The 17,190-nt window shown below is 73.6% G+C and carries 10 protein-coding genes and 2 pseudogenes; 7 read left to right on the plus strand and 5 right to left on the minus strand.

All coding sequences use genetic code 11. The features are described 5' to 3' along the window. Positions 1–7 precede the first annotated feature (7 nt). Entirely contained in the window at positions 8–487 is a 480-nt protein-coding gene (locus IPL61_10550; protein MBK9031747.1) for a hypothetical protein, read from the minus strand. Positions 488–549: 62 nt separating this feature from the next. Here IPL61_10550 and IPL61_10555 point away from each other — a divergent pair, with 62 nt between their 5' ends. Then, positions 550–966 carry a hypothetical protein gene (locus tag IPL61_10555; GenBank protein ID MBK9031748.1) on the plus strand — a complete coding sequence of 139 codons (417 nt, stop codon included), beginning with the start codon at positions 550–552 and terminating at the stop codon, positions 964–966. A gap of 65 nt (positions 967–1,031) precedes the next feature. Here the strand turns inward: IPL61_10555 and IPL61_10560 are convergent, their stop codons facing one another. Then, entirely contained in the window at positions 1,032–2,000 is a 969-nt protein-coding gene (locus IPL61_10560; protein MBK9031749.1) for a hypothetical protein, read from the minus strand. 834 nt (positions 2,001–2,834) lie between these two features. Beyond that, positions 2,835–3,683, minus strand: a complete 849-nt coding sequence (gene holB, locus IPL61_10565) for a DNA polymerase III subunit delta' (protein MBK9031750.1) — start codon at positions 3,681–3,683, stop codon at positions 2,835–2,837. Positions 3,684–3,802: 119 nt separating this feature from the next. Between holB and IPL61_10570 the strand changes: the two genes are divergently transcribed. Together IPL61_10570 and IPL61_10575 are read left to right on the plus strand one after the other, a co-directional pair. Next, the gene (locus tag IPL61_10570) at positions 3,803–5,116 is read left to right on the plus strand and encodes a pyridoxal phosphate-dependent aminotransferase (GenBank protein ID MBK9031751.1); all 1,314 of its coding nucleotides are present in this window, start codon (positions 3,803–3,805) and stop codon (positions 5,114–5,116) included. Positions 5,117–5,216: 100 nt separating this feature from the next. Continuing rightward, positions 5,217–6,089 carry a hypothetical protein gene (locus IPL61_10575; protein MBK9031752.1) on the plus strand — a complete coding sequence of 291 codons (873 nt, stop codon included), beginning with the start codon at positions 5,217–5,219 and terminating at the stop codon, positions 6,087–6,089. A gap of 956 nt (positions 6,090–7,045) precedes the next feature. Here the strand turns inward: IPL61_10575 and IPL61_10580 are convergent. Continuing rightward, positions 7,046–8,569: pseudogene (locus IPL61_10580) on the minus strand (3,4-dehydroadipyl-CoA semialdehyde dehydrogenase). A 50-nt stretch (positions 8,570–8,619) separates the two neighbouring features. On the opposite strand from IPL61_10580, the gene IPL61_10585 reads away from it, so the two are divergent. The 3 genes from IPL61_10585 (at position 8,620) to IPL61_10595 (ending at position 12,917) form a co-directional block, all read left to right on the plus strand. Then, entirely contained in the window at positions 8,620–9,654 is a 1,035-nt protein-coding gene (locus tag IPL61_10585) for a potassium channel protein (GenBank protein MBK9031753.1), read from the plus strand. Between the two features lie 382 nt (positions 9,655–10,036). Then, entirely contained in the window at positions 10,037–11,890 is a 1,854-nt protein-coding gene (locus IPL61_10590; GenBank protein MBK9031754.1) for a trypsin-like peptidase domain-containing protein, read from the plus strand. Positions 11,891–11,903: 13 nt separating this feature from the next. Further along, entirely contained in the window at positions 11,904–12,917 is a 1,014-nt protein-coding gene (locus IPL61_10595) for a fructose-bisphosphate aldolase class I (protein ID MBK9031755.1), read from the plus strand. A gap of 42 nt (positions 12,918–12,959) precedes the next feature. On the opposite strand, the gene IPL61_10600 is transcribed toward IPL61_10595, so the two are convergent. Next, on the minus strand, positions 12,960–13,532 hold the full coding sequence (locus IPL61_10600; protein ID MBK9031756.1) for a Uma2 family endonuclease: 573 nt from the start codon (positions 13,530–13,532) through the stop codon (positions 12,960–12,962). A 106-nt stretch (positions 13,533–13,638) separates the two neighbouring features. Between IPL61_10600 and dnaE the strand changes: the two are divergent. After that, positions 13,639–17,156: pseudogene (gene dnaE / locus IPL61_10605) on the plus strand (DNA polymerase III subunit alpha). Positions 17,157–17,190: the final 34 nt, after the last annotated feature.

The raw sequence follows: 17,190 nt of genomic DNA on the forward strand, positions 1-17,190 counted from the left end.
ACCACGATCACGGCGCGGTGGCGTCGAGCCGCGCGACCGTCTGGATCCGGTCGGCCGGGACCCGCGCGACGATCGCGGCGAACAGCGCGGCCTTGTCCTCGACGTCGTAGCTGGCGGGGGCGCCGTCGCCGGGCACCAGCAGGCTGCGCTCGGGGGCGCCGCCGTCGACGAAGCAGGTGGTCGTGGTCGGCGACGCCACCACCCGGACGATCTCGTCCCAGGCCAGGCGGAACCGGCGCCGCCCCGGGGTGCCGACCTCGAGGCCGTCGTCGTCGATGGTCACCACCAGCCGCCACGCCGGCGACGCCAGGTAGGCCAGGCCCAGCGCGACCACCACCGCGCCCAGCACCGTCAGCCCCGGCAGGCCGTCGAGCGCGCCGACGACGCCGACCGCCGCCGCCAGGCCGATCGTGATGAGCGCCAGCGCGCGCATCCGCGGCCGGAACCGGAACCGGCGCGGATCGTGTGACGGCGCGGGCGTGATCATCCGGTGATCATGCACCAGCCGCGCGCGCCAGCAACCGCGCGATTGCGGTTACACTCGGGTCGATGTCGCGTGAACTCCGTCGTGCGCGTCGTGTCGCCGTGTCCCTGCCGGCGCTGGTCGAGTCGATCGCTCAGCCCGAGGTCGCCTTGCACCCGACGGTGCAGGCGGTCTACCAGCGGATCGACGCCGATCGCACGTCGCTCGGGTACTCCGGGCCCGGCATCGTGCGCGATCTCTCGACCAACGGCGCGTTCATCGCGTGCGAGCCGCTGCCGCTGCTGGCGCGGGTGCGGGTCGGCTTCGAGCTGCCGCACTACGGCGCGGTCGAGGCGGTCGGCTGGGTGCTGTGGATCCGCACCCGCGACTGCGAGATCGCCGACGCGCTCGGCGACGCGGTGCCGCTGCCGCGCGGGATCGGCCTCCTGTTCGAGTCGCTCGCGATCGAGGCGCGCGTCCACATCGCCAAGCTCGCGCGCTGAGCCCCAGCGGGCTGTGCGCCAGGCGCTGCGCCCGCGCTGCGCGTGCGCTGGACGGGCCCGCCTGCTCAGACCTGCGACGGATCGTCGGGCGGCGCGGCGCCGTCGGGATCGTGGGGCGGCGCGGCGCCGTCGGGATCGTCGGGCGGCGCGGCGCCGTCGACGGCCGGCTCGGGCTCGTCGGCGCTGTCGTCGTCCGGCTCGCTCGGGCCGGCGGCGCCGGGCTTGCCCTGGGGCGGGAACAGCGGCCGTACCTCGCTGGCGGCCAGCATCTGTGACTCGCCGGGTCCGAACGCGACCCGCACCCGCTGCCGGATCACGTCGACCTCGACCACGCGGCCCTCGCCGGTCGCGGTCACGACCCGCTTGCCGAGCTTGGGCAGGCCCTTGCGCAGCTCGGCGTAGGTGGCCTGCTCGTAGACCAGGCAGCACTTGAGGCGGCCGCACTGGCCCGACACCTTGGTCGGCGACAGCACCATCCCCTGATCCTTGGCCATCTTGATCGACACCGGCACGAACTCCGGCAGCCAGGTGGTGCAGCACAGCTCCTGGCCGCACGAGCCGATGCCGCCGACCTGCTTGGCCTCGTCGCGCGCGCCGACCTGCCGCAGCTCGATGCGCGCGCCGCTGGCGGTGCCGAGGTCGCGCAGCAGCTCGCGCAGCTCGACCCGCTCGTCGCTGGTGTAGTAGAGGTTCACCTTGCCGCCGCGTCCGCCCGGCCCGGGGGGGCTGGCGTGCTCGACACGGAACACCTTGATCGGCAGGCGCAGCGCCGCCGCGCGATCCTTGGCGAGGCGCAAGAGGTCGCCGCCGCCACCGCCACCGCCACCGGCCGCCGCGGGCTCGGCGCGGCGCAGGATGCGGCGGGCCGGCCGCTCGCGCACCGCGCGGCGCGTCGACGCCACCGCGACCGTCGCGACCCGGGTCGAGCGCTCGCCCTCGACGACGACGCTGTCGCCGACCCCGAACGCGTCGCCGCCCTCGCACCAGAACACCTTGCCGGCGGCGGCCAGGCGCACGCCGACCACGTCGACCATGCGCGTCGCCCAGCCGCTCGGGCGCGATCCCGGCCAGCTCCGCGGTCGACGGATCGGGGTCGTCCCAGGGGTCCGCCGGCAGATCGGCGGCGAGGGTGATCGCCGGCGTCGGCTCGTCGTCCTCGACCGGCGCCGGCGCGACCGGCCGGGCCGCGCGCACCTCGACGGCGTCGTCGTCGACGTCGGTGTCCCAGCCGCTGTCGACCGACAAGCTCGCTCCCCCGGGCGCGGGCGCGGTCGGGCCGCGTCCACCGGCACCGTCGGGCCGCGATCGCGCGTCGGGCCGGGCGCCGCGCGCGGGGCGCGCCGCACCGTCGCGCGGTCCCCGCGGCTGACCGTCCCGGCTCCGCCGGCCGCGTTCACCCTCGGGGCGAGGGCCGCGGGCCGCGCCCTCGGGGCGCTGCCCACCGTCGGGCCGGGGGCCGCGCGCCGCGCCCTCGGGGCGCTGCCCACCCTCGGGCCGGGGGCCGCGCGCCGCGCCCTCGGGGCCGGGGGCCGCGCGCCGCGCCCTCGGGGCGCTGCCCACCCTCGGGGCGGGGTTGACCGTGGGCCCCTCGGGCCGGGGTTGACGTGGCCCCTCAGGGCGTCGCTGGCCGCGGGGCCGATCACCCTCGGGCCGGGGGCCGCGGGCGCGCTCGGGGCGTCGCTCGCCGGTCGGGGCCGCGGCCGCGCCGGGTGCTGGGCCTGCGGCCGGGGCGCGCGCGGTCCCGCCGTCGCCGGCCGCGCCGTCGCTGGCCGCGCCGTCGCCGGCCGCGCCGTCGCTGGCCGCGCCGCCACCACCGCCGCGGCGACGACGACGTCGACGGCCCTCGGCCGGGGGCGCCTCGCCCTCGCTCATTGGGTCACCCGCGCCAGGCGGTGGACGATCGCCTCGATCGACACGCCCGGGTTGCCGTGGTGCAGGGCCAGGGCGGTGTGGGCGTGGGCCAGGGCGCTGGCCCGGGCGCCATCGCGCCGGGCCGCCTCGGTCGCGCCCGCGTGCGCCGCGGCGGTCGCGCGCCCGCCGAGCTCGATCGCCGCGAGCTCGACCACCGCCGCGGCGTCGAGCTTGTCCTCGCTGATCTTCTGGGCGACCCGGATCGCGGCGCCCGGGCCGCGATCGATCGCGGCGACCAGGGCCTCGGCCGCCGTCGCGACCCCGTCGTCGCCGGCGGCGCGCCGGGCGGAGACGTCGAGCGCGGCCAGGGCGATGCGCTGGCACCGGCTGCGGATCGTCGGCAGCAGCTGATCGGGGGCGGTCGTCGCCAGCACGAACCGGGTCCGCGCCGGGGGCTCTTCGAGGGTCTTGAGCAGCGCGTTGGCCGCGGCCGGGGGCAGGGCGGTGGCCTCGTCGACGATGAACACCCGCTCGCGGGCCTCGTGCGGCGGCAGGCCGACCGCCGCGACCACGTCGCGCCGCACCGTCTCGATCGGGATGATCTGGGCCGCGCCCTCGCGGGCCAGGGTGATCACGTCGGGGTGGACCCCGGCGGCGATGCGCTCGCAGGTCGCGCACACGCCGCAGCCCTCGCCGGGCGCGGTGTCGCAGTTGAGGGCCGACGCCAGCGCCAGCGCCAGGTCGCGCTTGCCGGCGCCGGTCGGGCCCGACAGCAGGAGCGCGTGGTGCAGCCGATCGCGCTGCAGCGCGCCGCGGATGATCGCGACCGCGCGCGGCTGCGCGGTGAGGTCGGCGAAGGTCGGCACGCCGCCACGCTACCAAATCGACCGCGCCCGCGGACCAGGCCCGGCCGCGAATCAGGTTCGGATCGCGCCGTGGTCGCGCGATGTTGTCGCCCGCGCCGGCTGCGCGTAGGTTCCGCACGATGTCGACGACGCCCCCGCCTGTCCGCGCCCCGGCCGCCCCGACCGAGCCGACCATCACCGCGTTCCGCGAGGTGCCGCGCACCGGCGTCATCTTCGTCACCACCGAGGCCCGCAAGCGCGGCTTCGACCCCAGCGCCACCGACTGGTGCAACCTGGGCCAGGGCATGCCCGAGGCCGAGGACCTGCCGGGCGCGCCGCCGCGCCACGCCGCGGTCACGATCGATCCGGCCGACCAGGAGTACGCGCCGGTGGCCGGGATCGGCGAGCTGCGCGAGACCATCGCGTCGCTCTACAACGACCTGTTCCGTCGGGGCCTGCCGTCGCAGTACTCGGCCGACAACGTCGCGATCTCCGGCGGCGGCCGCACCGCCCTGACCCGGGTCGCCGCGTCGCTCGGGCACATCAACCTCGGCCACTTCCTGCCCGACTACACCGCGTACGAGGAGCTCCTCGACGTGTTCCGGCTGTTCTCGCCGATCCCGATCCTGCTCGAGCGCGAGCGCGGCTACGCGTTCTCGGCCGCGGATCTGCGGCGCGAGGTGCAGGGCCGCGGGCTGGGCGCGGTGCTCCTTTCGAACCCATCGAACCCGACCGGCAAGGTCATCGGCGGCGAGACGCTGGCCGAGTGGGTGGCGGTCGCGCGCGACGAGGACTGCGCCCTGATCCTCGACGAGTTCTACTCGCACTACATCTGGCGCCCCGACCTCGCGGCCCAGGGCGGGATCTCGACCGCGGCCCGCTACGTCGAGGACGTCGACCGCGATCCGGTGGTGATCCTCGACGGCCTGACCAAGAACTGGCGCTACCCGGGCTGGCGCATGACCTGGACCATCGGCCCCAAGAAGGTCATCGAGGCCGTGACCTCGGCCGGGTCGTTCCTCGACGGCGGCGGCTCGCGGCCGCTGCAGCGGGCGGCGATCGGCCTGCTCAGCCCCGAGGCCACCCGGGCCGAGACCGCGGCGATCCAGGCCGAGTTCGGCAAGAAGCGCGCGAAGATGCTCAACGGCCTGCGCGACGCCGGCTTCACCGTCGATCTGCCGCCCGAGGGCACGTTCTACGTGTGGGCCTCGGCCCAGCACCTGCCGCCGTCGATCAACGACGGCATGAGCTTCTTCCGGGCCGCCCTCGACCAGAAGGTGATCACCGTCCCCGGCGACTTCTTCGACGTGAACCCGGGCAAGCGCCGCGGCGCGGGAAGCTCCCGTTTTCGCAGGCATCTTCGGTTCTCGTTCGGCCCGCCGATGGCGCGGATCGAGCTGGCCCTCGACCGCATCCGGGGCCTGGTCAGCGACGCCGCCGCGCGCGACCGTTGAATCGCGGGCCGGCCTGGCCCGTCTTCCTTGTGACCCCCCTCCCGGGCGGTTAGACTCCACGCGTCTCGCTCTCCCACGACCCGTGCCCGAAGGGGGCCCCATGCGCACTCGCTCGATCGCCACCGTCCTCGCCCTCACCTTTGGCCTCGGGCTCGCCGTCACCACCGACGACGCCTGGGCCAAGGGCCGCCGCAAGAAGCCGGTTCCGGTCAAGAAGGGCCCGGCCGAGCAGAAGGTGCCGCCGCCCAACGCCGAGCAGAAGAAGGCGCTGGGCGAGCTGATGGGCGCCTACAAGTTCGGCATGGACAAGGACGAGATCATCGGCACGCTCGCCAAGCAGATCGACGAGCGGTTCGCCGAGCAGATCTCCGCGACCAGCGACGTGATGTCCCAGGACAAGCTGCGCAAGGAGAAGCAGAAGGAGATCCAGCGCATCAAGCAGTCGTACATCGCGTTCGACGGCAAGAAGTCGGGCTGGGACGTGTCGCTGATCGACTCCGAGTTCGCGCACAAGACCGGCGAGTCGATGCTGGCGTACTGGGAGAACGCCGGCGGCAAGAACCAGAAGCGGTTCTTCTTCTTCTACGAGGGCAAGCTCTGGAAGATGTTCGTGGCGATCGACACCAAGGCCCTGGCTGACGACCAGCGCAACTTCACGTTCTTCCGCGGCCTGATGGAGTCGCGCTACGGCAAGGCCAAGACCGTCGAGGGCCGCGCGGTCTGGAACGCCACCGAGTTCGAGGTCCAGGCCGTCGACAAGATGGCGTTCTACGGCTCGTTCGGGCTGCTGATCCAGGACCCGAAGCTGCTCGTCGAGGTGCAGGCGACCCGCAAGGCCAACGCGCCCGAGGCCAAGAAGCCCGACGCGATCATCGAGGTGATCCGCGAGAAGGGCAACGACTCGGACAAGGTCAACCTCGACGAGAACTCCGACGCGGTCGACGCGATCATCAACGGCTCGAAGGGCAAGTGATCGCGGCGCGCGCGGCCTGACGGGCCGCGTTCACCGAGATCTCGCCTGACGACGCCGCCGCCGCGACCGGCGGCGCGCTCGACTGGGGCAGCGCGGCCCAGTCGCTGCTGCAGAACGTGTCGGGACAGCTCGGCGCCGGCTCGCCCGTCGCTGGTGTCCTCGGCGCGTTCGTCGGGATGCTCGGCAAGCCGGCGGCGGGCCCGGTCCCGGGCCCGGTGCGGATCCCGGCGGCGCCGTGGGCGGGGCGGGCTAGCCAGCCCGCAGGTCAAGGCTCTAGCCTGGACGGCCGTCGCCTCACCGTGCTACCGACGGGCATGGTCGACGACGGTGCGGCGCTCCGCCGGTTCCGCGCAGAGCACGCGGGTGTGTTCGCGACGCTGTGGCGCCGGATGGGCGAGTTCGACCTCGTCGACGTGTCGCTGGCCGACGCCTACCTGGCGGCGACCGCGGCCTGGCCCGACGGCGGCATCCCCAGCAACCCCGCCACCTGGATGGCGACGGTCGCGATGTCGGCCACGACCGGCGTGGTGTCGCGGCGCGCCGAGCCCGAGGCGGCCACGCCCGAGGGCGATCTGCGGGCGCTGCTCGCGGCGTGCTGCGGGCCGGGGCTGACCGCCGAGCAGCGGGTCGTGCTGGTGGTGCGCGCCGTGGCCGGGCTGATGCCGGCCGAGATCGCCACGCTGCTGGCGCTGCCCGAGGCCGAGATCAAGCGTCGGCTCGACGGCGCCAAGACCGGGCTGCGCAAGCTCGGCGGCCGCGCGCCGGTGCTGGCCGTGCCCGACGACGAGCGCCAAGCGCTGGTGCGCGGGACCGTCGACACGGTCCGCGCCGCGCCCGGGGCCGAGGCCGCCGAGGTCGCGGCCCTGCTCGACGAGCAGGTCGCGCGCGCGTTCGCCTACGCCGGGCGAGCCCGTGCCCGCGCCGCCACGGCTTACAGCCCCCCGAGGGATCGTCGCGTCGCCCTGCAGGGCGACCCGCTGCTGGTACAGCGCCAGGCCGCGCAGGCCGCCGAGCTCGGCGCCGTCGCCGGCGCGGCCGGGGCCGCCGTGCTGGAGCTGGGGCAGGGCGGTGCCCGGGCCGGTCGACAGCGGCGCCATCTTCTCGCTGCCGATGTAGACGCGGCCGCTGACCGCGCCGGCGGCCGGGACGAACCGCGCCAGCCAGTCCTTGTCGTCGCTGTAGCACGAGGTCGCGAGGCTGCCGTGGCCGCGCGCGACCAGGGCCGCGCCGACCTCGGCGGTGCCGTCGTAGGCCGCGACCGTGGTGACCGGGCCGAACACCTCGTGCTCGTGCATGACCGCGCACCCGGCCGCGTCGGCGGTGGTGCGCACGACCGGCCCGACGAAGTAGCCGGTGCCGGCGGCCACGCCCACCGGCGAGATCGCGCCGACGCCGCCGTAGCCCTCGTCGGTGACCGCCGCGAGCCGCGCGATGCCGGCCGCGATGTCCTGGTGCTGGGCCGCGGTCGCGAGCGGGCCCATGCGCACGTCGTCGCGGGTCGGATCGCCGATCACGATCGTCGCCAGGCGCTCGCGCAGGGCGTCGAGCACGTCGGCGCGGCGCTCGGCCGGCACCATCACCCGGCGGATGGCGGTGCACTTCTGGCCGGTCTTCTGGGTCATGTCGCGGACCACGTCGGCCACGAACAGCCGGCCGGTCTCGCTGGCGAGGTCGACGTCGGGCGCCAGCACCGCGGCGTTGAGGCTGTCGGCCTCGATGTTGACGCGCACCGACTCGGCGACGATCCGCGGGTGGCTGCGCAGGGTCCGGGCGGTGCCCGACGAGCCGGTGAACGCCAGCACGTCGAAGCTGCCCAGGTGATCGATCAGATCGCCGGCCGGCCCGCACAGGAGCTGCAGGGTGCCGTCGGGCAGGAGCCCGGCGTCGGCCCACAGCTTGACCACGCGGTAGGTGACCAGGGCGGTCGCGGTCGCGGGCTTGCACAGGACCGGCATGCCGGCCAGGAACGCGCACGCCAGCTTCTCGCCGAGGCCCCAGGCCGGGAAGTTGAACGCGTTGACGAAGACCGCCACGCCCGGCCGCGGCACCCAGGCGTGCTGGCCCGACAGGCGCGCGGTGCGCCCGAGCTGCGCCGGGTCGCCGTCGGCCAGGATCCGGCGCTCGCCGAGGGTCTTGGCCAGCTCGGCGTAATGGGCCAGCGTGCCGCTGGCGCCGTCGAGGTCGAACTTGGCGTCGCCGCGGGTGTTGCCGCCGTTGGCCACGGCCAGGGCGATCAGCTCCTCGCGCGCGCCGTGCATGGCCTTGGCCAGGGCCGCCAGGCGCTCGCCGCGCTCGGCGAAGGTCATCGCCCGGAGCGTCGCGCCGCCGCGGTCGCGGGCGTAGGCCAGGGCCTGGCCCAGCGGGAGGTCGCGGCCGTGGACGGTCGCGAGCGGCGCCTCGGTCGTGGGGTTGACGAGCGTGGTGGCGGGACCGGTGCCGGGGTGCCAGGCGCCGGCCAGGTAGCTGGCCAAGATCTCCATCGGCGCGGACCATACACCGGGCCCGCCGTCCCGTCGTACGATGCGCCGCCGTGTCGTCGTCGATCTGGAACCGCTTGCTCGCCGGATTCGTGGCGATGATCATCGTCGTGCTCGGCGGCGCCACCGGCTACTGGTGGATCGGGAACCACCAGTGGCCGTGGATCGACTGCCTGTACATGACGATCATCACCGTCACGACGGTCGGCTACGGCGAGACCCTGCCGGGCATGGACCAGGCGCCGTACGCGCGCGGGTTCACGATGCTCCTGCTGGTGTTCGGCACCGGCGTCCTGGTGTACTTCGCGTCGATGATCACCGCCTTCGTCGTCGAGGGCGACCTGCGGAACGTGCTCAGCGCCCAGCGGATGAGGAAGAGGACTCGCGCCATGAAGGACCACTTCGTCGTGTGCGGCGCCGGCTCGACCGGCGGCCACATCATCACCGAGCTGCTCATCACCGGTCATCGCGTCGTCGCGATCGACACCAACGAGGTCGAGCTGCGCGAGCTCGCCGCCGCCCCCCCCAAGGCCGACTTCAGCTACGTCGTCGGCGACGCCACCGACGACGAGATCCTGGGCCAGGTCAACCTGGCCCAGGCCAAGGGGCTGGGCGCGGCGCTGTCGTCGGACAAGGACAACCTGTACCTGGTGGTCGCGACCCGCCAGATCACGCCCAACGCGCGGATCATCGCCCGGTGCTCGGAGCTGACCCACGTCGACAAGCTCAAGCGGGCCGGCGCCGACGCGGTGGTCTCGCCCAACTTCATCGGCGGCATGCGCATGGTGTCCGAGATGGTGCGGCCGTCGGTGGTGAAGTTCCTCGACGAGATGCTCCGGGACAAGAACGCGATCATGCGGATCGAGGAGGTCGTGATCATCGCCGGGGCCGACCTCGCGGGCACGACCCTGCGCGACGCTGACATCCGCGGCAAGCACGGGCTCAACGTGCTCGCGGTGCGGCCCGACCCCGGCGCCGGCTGGGAGTACAACCCCGCGCCCGAGCGCGTGCTGGTGGCGGGGACCACGGTGGTGGTGATGGGCTCGGCCGGGCAGGTCAAGGCGCTGCGCTCGCGCGCCGAGGTCTGAGCCGCACCGCGCCTGGTGGCCGGGACCACGGTCGTTGATGGGCTCGGCCGGGCAGGTCAAGGCGCTGCGGTCGCGCGCCGAGGCCTGATCTGCACCGCGACTGGTGGCCGGGACCACGGTCGTTGATGGGCTCGGCCGGGTAGGTCGAGGCGCTGCGGTCGCGCGCCGAGGACCGCGCTGCGCCGCGACCGCCGTCGGGCGCCGCGGTCGCGCGCTCGCTCGGCCGCGTGGACCTCGGCCGAGGAGGACCGCCGATCGGACCCAACGCGCGGCGGCCCTCGGCCATTCCCGGGCCGCGCCGGCAGGTAAGGGCCACGTAAGGGGTGAATCGCCCGGGCCGGTAGCCGTCGATCTGGACAGCCGTCCGCGTCAGGTTGATGTCATGAACGCCCGCTCCATCTTGATCGCGTCGCTCCTCGTCGCGGGCGCCGCGCCGGCCCGCGCCGGCGACCCGCTCGTCGACCTCCAGCACGAGTTCGCGGCCTGGACCGGCGCCGAGCTGGTGTTCGAGCGGGCCGGGCTGCCGGCCGGCCGCTGGTTCGAGCGGATGCCCGCGCTCGAGCGCGCCGCGCGCGTGGACGCGGCGCGCCTGCTGGTGGCTGAGGCCCGGCACTACCCGCGGGGGTGGCTCGGGCAGCGCGGGCTGGTGTCGGTCGGGGTGTTCGCCGGGCTGGCGTCGGACGCGGGCGACGGGTTCCGGCCCTGGGACGACGACCTCGGCGGGTATCGCTACTTCGGTCTGTGGAACGGCCGGGACGCGATCGCCGCGGCCTACTACACCGACGGGCAGCTGCCGCTGACCTTCCACCACGAGCTGTTCCACCACCTCGACGGCGTGAGCGGCTTCGCGGACGACGACGCGGCGTTCGCGGCCGCGGTCGCCGGCGCTGCCCGGTACCCGGCGCTGGCGCTCGCCGCCGCCGATCGCGCGGCGCTCGCGACCCGGGCCGGCGCGCCGCTGGCCGACGCGGTCGGTGACTACGCCGGCAAGAGCGCCGGCGAGGATCAGGCCGAGACCGCGCGCTGGTTGCACAGCCACCTGGCGACGGGGCTGTGGCAGGCCGCCGCCAAGCCCGAGCTGGCCGGCAGCCAGCGCATCCTGCATGTCCTGGCCGAGTACGCCGGCGCCGGCGCCGGCGGCCCCGACGCCGCGTACCTGGTCGACGTCGCGCTGGGGCGCGACCCGACCGCGCGCGCCCGGTCGACGTTCGCGACCGCGGCGGTCGCGGCCGAGCAGGACCTCCGCGATCGGATCGCCCCGCGCGGTCAGTACGTGGTGTGGGGGCGCGAGGAGGCCGACGGCGGCAACCCGACGCTGCGCGCCGACGTCCTGCGGTTCGCGACCGTGGCCACGGCGCTGGGCGCCCAGGCGGCGGCCGAGCGCGCGCCGACCCGCGCGCGCGCGGCGGCGGCGGCCCGGCTGCGCGCGCTGCTCGACGGCTACCGCGGCTACATCGCCGGCCGCTGGCGCATCTCGCCTGGCACCGCGACGACCTTCGACCGGGCCGCGGCGGCGATCGAGCGCGCCCTGGCCGCGCCGGCGCCGGCGGTCGCGCCGACCAACCCGTACCTGGCCAAGGTCGACGCCGCGATCGCCGACCGCGCCTGGCGCGCGGCCATCCGCGCGGTCCAGCCGGCGGTGGTCAAGCTCGGCGGCGGCTCGGGCGTGAACCTGGCCGGGGTCGGGCTGATCTTGACCGCGGCCCACGTGGTCGATGAGGTCGGCCGCGAGGTCACCGTCCGGTTTCCGGACGGTCGAGCGTTCGCGGGCGTGTGCACGCACCTCGACGCCGACCGCGACGTCGCGCTGGTGGCGCTGACCGGCGCCCGCGAGCTGCCGGTGGCGCACCTGGCCGCCGCCGCGCCCGCGGCCGGCGACGACGTCGTGGTGATCGGCCAGCCCGGCACCCGCACGCCCGACGGCGACGCCACCGGCTACCAGCCGTGGCACGTGTCGGTCGGGACGATCCGCGGCTTCCGGACCGGGAGCCGGACCGGTGAGCAACATCTGGGCCGGACCAAGCACGACGCCTGGACCTACTGGGGCCACTTCGGGCAGTCCGCTGTTCGATCGCGCCGGCCGCGTCGTCGCGCTGCACAACAGCTGGGACTCCGCCACCGCGATGCGTCACGCGGTCACGTGGGAGGCGATCGTTGCGTTTCTCGACGACAGCGGCGTCGCCGCGCGGTGATTTTGGCGACGCGATCGCGCGTTGCGAGCGCGCGGTGTTGGTAGTAGCGTCCGCGCCATGACGACGCACGATCTCGACTCCACCGCGCGCGCCCTGGTGGCGCCTGGCAAGGGCATCCTCGCTGCCGACGAGAGCGCCGGCACCATCAAGAAGCGCTTCGACGGCATCAAGCTGGAGGCGACCGAGGAGAACGGGCGGCGCTACCGCGAGATGCTGTTCACCACCGCCGGCGCGGCCGAGCACATCAGCGGCGTCATCCTGTTCGACGCCACGATCCGCCAGGCGACCGCGGGCGGGCAGCGCTTCGTCGATCTGCTCACCAGCCAGGGCATCATCCCCGGCATCAAGGTCGACGCCGGCGTGATGGACCTGCCGGGCTGCCCCGGCGAGAAGATCAGCGCCGGCGCCGACGGCCTGCGCAAGCGCCTGGCCCAGTACCGCGAGCTGGGCGCGCGCTTCGCCAAGTGGCGCGCGGTCATCGACATCGCGCCCGGCATCCCGTCGGCCTTGTGCCTGCGCGCCAACGCCGAGGCGCTGGCCCACTACGCCGCGTGCTGCCAGGCCGAGGGCATCGTGCCGATCGTCGAGCCCGAGGTGCTGATGGACGGCGATCACGGCCTGGCGCGCTGCGAGGACGTGACCACCGAGACCCTGCACCAGGTCTTCGACGCGCTCTACGCGTACAAGGTCCGGCTCGAGGGCATGCTGCTCAAGCCCAACATGGTCATCGCCGGCGCCAAGTGCGTGCACCAGGACGCGGCCGACGTGATCGCCGAGGCCACGCTGCGCTGCTTCCGCCGCACCGTGCCCGCCGCCGTGCCCGGCATCGTGTTCTTGTCGGGCGGCCAGGCCGACGTCACCGCCACCGCGAACCTCGACGCGATCAACCGCCGCGGCCCGCACCCCTGGCCGATCAGCTTCTCGTACGGCCGCGCGCTCCAGGCCGCGTCGATCGCGACCTGGGCCGGCCAGGACGCCAACATCGCCGCCGGCCAGGCCGCGTACCTGCACCGCGCCAAGATGAACGGGCTCGCCGCCCGTGGCGCGTGGACCCAGGGCGCCGAGGGCTGAGCCCCGCCCGTCCGGACCGCGCGTCGAACACGTCCGAACAGGTCAGAACAGGTCGTCGACCGCGACCGCGAGGGCGGGCAGCGCCAGCGACGTGATCGTCGCGCCGCGCGCGAACACCTGGACCTCGCGGTAGGTCCGCTCGCGCGGATCGGGCTGGCCGTGGCGGTGGACCAGCTGCCGCTCGACGTCGACCACCCAGTACTCGGTCACCGCCGCCTCGGCGTAGATGCTGGCCTTCGGACCCAGATCCTTGCGCAACGAGTCCGACGCGACCTCGACCACCAGGTGCGCGGTCTCCGGATGGCGGCCCCGCGGCCAGGCGCCGCGCGCGTCGGTGACCGCCAGGTCCGGCTCGGGCTCGGACCGCGCCAGGGTCAACGGCAGCTGCGGCCGGACCTCGAGCGACGCGCCCTCGGTCACCTGGAACAGCCGCCGGCACAGCACCGTGATCACCTTCGCGTGCGGGATCCCCTGGGGACTCATCGCCACCATCACTCCCTCGAGCAGCTCCAGGCGCTCGTCCTCATCGAACACGCCGGCGTCGATCATCCGGTGGTACTCGGCCACCGACAGCGGCCGCTGCCAGCCAGGCTCGATGGGCACCGGGGTGAGCATGGGCCGATCCTAGCGCGGCGCGCGGTGGCCGACCACCGTCGCCGCCGGGTCCGGATACCGGACGACCTCCCTCGGGGCGGCGCGGGTGCGGTAAGCCTCACCTGCCATGGGCGAGTTCACCCACCTGCACGTCCACACCCAGTACAGCCTGCTCGACGGGGCCATCCGGGTGAAGGATCTGTTCCCGACCTTGAGGGCCCGCGGCATGGACACCGTGGCCGTGACCGATCACGGCAACATGTTCGGCGCGATCGACCTGTACACCGAGGCCAAGAACCACGACGTCAAGGTCATCTTCGGCTGCGAGACCTACGTCGCGGCGGCCGACCTGAAGGACCGCACCAACCGGCGCAACTACCACCTCGTGCTGCTGGCCGAGAACGCGACCGGCTACAAGAACCTGTCGTACCTCAACTCGATGGGCTACCTCGAGGGCTTCTACTACAACCCCCGGGTCGACAAGGCGCTCCTGCGCGAGCGCCACGAGGGCATCATCGCGATGAGCGCGTGCCTGGGCGGCGAGGTCGCGCAGACCCTGGCCAAGGGCTCGCTGGCCGAGGCCGAGGCGGTCGCGCGCGAGTACGACGACATCTTCGGCCACGGCAACTTCTTCCTCGAGCTGATGCCGACCAAGACGCCCGAGCAGCAGGAGCTCAACGAGGCGCTGGTCAAGATGGGCGCCAAGCTGAACATCCCGCTGGTCGCGACCAACGACTGCCACTACGTCGACCGCGCCGACGCCGCCGCCCACGAGGTGCTGATGGCGATCCAGACCGGCAAGAGCCTCACCGACGAGAAGCGGATGAAGCACACGGTCGACAGCTACTTCCTCAAGTCGCCGGCCGAGATGAACGCCGACCTCGGCCACGTGCCGCAGGCGCTCGAGCACACGGTCGAGATCGCCAAGCGCTGCAACGTCAAGCTCGACCTCGGCAAGACCTTCCTGCCCAAGTACGGCGTGCCCGAGGGCCACACCCTCGACAGCTACATCGGCGAGGTCGCCGGGGCCGGGCTCGAGCGGCGCTTCGCGTTCCTCAAGGCCCGCGGGCGCGCGTTCGACGTCGATCAGTACCGGGCCCGGCTCGCGGTCGAGCTCGGCGTCATCCAGAAGATGGGGTTCTCGGGCTACTTCCTGATCGTCTGGGACTTCATCAACTGGGCCAAGCAGCACGGCATCCCGGTCGGCCCCGGCCGCGGCTCCGGCGCCGGGTCGCTGGTCGCGTACTCGATGGGCATCACCGACATCGACCCGATCGAGTTCAAGCTGCTGTTCGAGCGGTTCCTGAACCCCGAGCGCATCTCGATGCCGGACTTCGACGTCGACTTCTGCATGAACCGGCGCGACGAGGTCATCAAGTACGTCCAGGAGAAGTACGGCCGCGAGCGCGTCGCGCAGATCGCGACGTTCCACCAGCTCAAGGCCCGCGGGGTCATCCGCGACATCGCCCGGGCCATGGACATCCCGTTCGCCGAGGCCGACCGGCTCGCCAAGCTGGTGCCCGAGCCGGTCGCCGGCAAGACCCCGCCGGTCAAGGAGGCGATCGAGAACACGCCCGAGCTCAAGGCGCTCTACAACGATAGCCCGATGCACCGGCAGCTGCTCGACATCGCCGCGCGCTCGAGGGCCTCAACCGCCACGCCGGCATGCACGCCGCCGGCGTCGTGATCTCCGAGCTGCCGGTCTGGGAGTACGTGCCGTGCTTCCGCGGCCAGAACGGCGAGATCGTCACCCAGTTCGCGATGAAGGAGGTCGAGAAGGCCGGGCTGGTGAAGTTCGACTTCCTCGGCCTCAAGACGCTGACGGTGATCCAGACCGCGGTGCGGCTGATCAACGAGCAGCGCGGCCCCGCGGTCGAGCAGTTCGACATCGCGCTGATCCCCGACGACGACGCCGGCGTCTACAAGATGATCTCGCGCGGCGACACCACCGGCGTGTTCCAGCTCGAGTCGAGCGGCTTCCGCGAGATCCTGAAGAAGCTCAAGCCCGACTGCCTCGAGGACATCGTCGCGGCCGTGGCGCTGTACCGCCCGGGCCCGCTCGAGGGCGGCATGGTCGACGACTTCATCGACCGCAAGCACGGCCGCAAGAAGGTCGAGTACCCGCACCCGTGGCTCGAGGTGGTGCTCAAGGACACCTACGGCGTCATCGTCTACCAGGAGCAGGTGATGCAGATCGCCCAGGTCCTGGGCGGGTACTCGCTCGGCCGCGCCGATCTGCTCCGCCGCGCGATGGGCAAGAAGTCCAAGGAGGTCATGGACAAGGAGAAGGCCGGCTTCGTCGACGGCGCCAAGGGCAAGGGCGTCGACGAGAAGATCGCCGACTCGGTGTTCGAGCTGATGGCGTTCTTCGCCGGCTACGGCTTCAACCGGTCGCACTCGGCGGCCTACGGCTGGGTCACGTACCAGACCGCGTACCTCAAGCACCACTACCCGCACGAGTTCATGGCGGGGTTGATGTCGTGCGACGCCGACAACATCGACAACATCGTCAAGTTCATCGGCGAGGCCCGGGCCATGGGCCTGACCGTCGAGCGGCCCGACGTCGACGAGAGCGCCGCCGACTTCACCGTGACGCCGCGGCCGGGCGCGCTCGCCGACAAGGTCATCCGGTTCGGGCTGGGCGCGGTCAAGGGCGTCGGCGCGACCGCGGTCGACGCCGTGCTCGAGGCCCGCAAGGACGGCGGCGGGTTCGCGTCGATCTTCGACCTCGGCCGGCGGGTCGACACCCAGAAGTGCAACCGCCGGGTGCTCGAGCAGCTGATCAAGAGCGGCGCCTTCGACGGCCCGATCGCCGGCGGGCGGCACCGGGCCGGGCTCCTGGCCGCGCTCGACGGCGCGCTCGAGCAGGGCGCGGCCGAGCAGCGCGATCGCAAGAGCGGCCAGACCTCGCTGTTCGGGCTGATCGCCGCGCCGACCCCGGCGCCGGGCGCGGCGCCCCAGGGCGAGACCTACCCGGCGGTCGAGCCGTGGCCGGCCAAGCAGCTGCTGGCGTTCGAGAAGGAGGCGCTGGGCTTCTACATCTCGGGCCACCCGCTCGATCGCTACCGCGACGACCTCGCGCGCTACGCCAGCGCCACCACCAGCGACTTCATCGAGGGCCGGCGCTCGGCCGGCGAGGCGGCGGTCGGCGGCGTGGTCTCGCAGTACCGCGAGATGATCACCAAGAAGGGCGACAAGATGGCCCGGTTCGTCCTCGAGGACCAGGCCGGGACGCTCGAGGTGGTGTGCTTCCCCAAGACCTTCGAGAAGGTCCGCCACGTGCTGGTGTGCGACGAGCCGATCCTGTGCTCGGGCAAGGCGGTCAACGAGGGCACCGCCGAGGAGGCCCAGTGGAAGATCTTGCTCGAGGACGCCCAGCAGATCGGCGAGCTGCGCAAGGCCAAGACCACGAAGGTGTTCATCGACCTCAACGCCGACAGCGTCACCCGTGAGCAGATCGGCGAGCTGCGCGAGATCCTGCTGGGCGCGCCGCGCGGCGCCTGCCAGGCGATCGTCCGCCTCGCGATCCCGACCCGCAGCCAGTCGGTCATCCCGCTGGGCGATCGCTGGATGGTGAGCCCGTCCGACGAGCTCATGACCCGGCTCGAGCGGGTGTTCGGCGAGCGGGTCGCGACCTTGGCGTAGCGGGGCGGGGGGGGGCGGGGGGCGCGTCGACCAG

It is taken from the genome of Myxococcales bacterium, assembly GCA_016717005.1.
GTDB lineage: Bacteria > Myxococcota_A > Polyangia > Haliangiales > Haliangiaceae > UBA2376.

Coding starts and splice junctions, on each gene's coding strand:
- IPL61_10570 (MBK9031751.1), top strand. CDS start 3,803: ATGTCGACGACGCCCCCGCCTGTCCGCGCCCCGGCCGCCCCGACCGAG.
- IPL61_10560 (MBK9031749.1), bottom strand. CDS start 2,000: ATGGTCGACGTGGTCGGCGTGCGCCTGGCCGCCGCCGGCAAGGTGTTC.
- IPL61_10575 (MBK9031752.1), top strand. CDS start 5,217: ATGCGCACTCGCTCGATCGCCACCGTCCTCGCCCTCACCTTTGGCCTC.
- IPL61_10600 (MBK9031756.1), bottom strand. CDS start 13,532: ATGCTCACCCCGGTGCCCATCGAGCCTGGCTGGCAGCGGCCGCTGTCG.
- IPL61_10555 (MBK9031748.1), top strand. CDS start 550: ATGTCGCGTGAACTCCGTCGTGCGCGTCGTGTCGCCGTGTCCCTGCCG.
- IPL61_10595 (MBK9031755.1), top strand. CDS start 11,904: ATGACGACGCACGATCTCGACTCCACCGCGCGCGCCCTGGTGGCGCCT.
- IPL61_10550 (MBK9031747.1), bottom strand. CDS start 487: ATGATCACGCCCGCGCCGTCACACGATCCGCGCCGGTTCCGGTTCCGG.
- IPL61_10590 (MBK9031754.1), top strand. CDS start 10,037: ATGAACGCCCGCTCCATCTTGATCGCGTCGCTCCTCGTCGCGGGCGCC.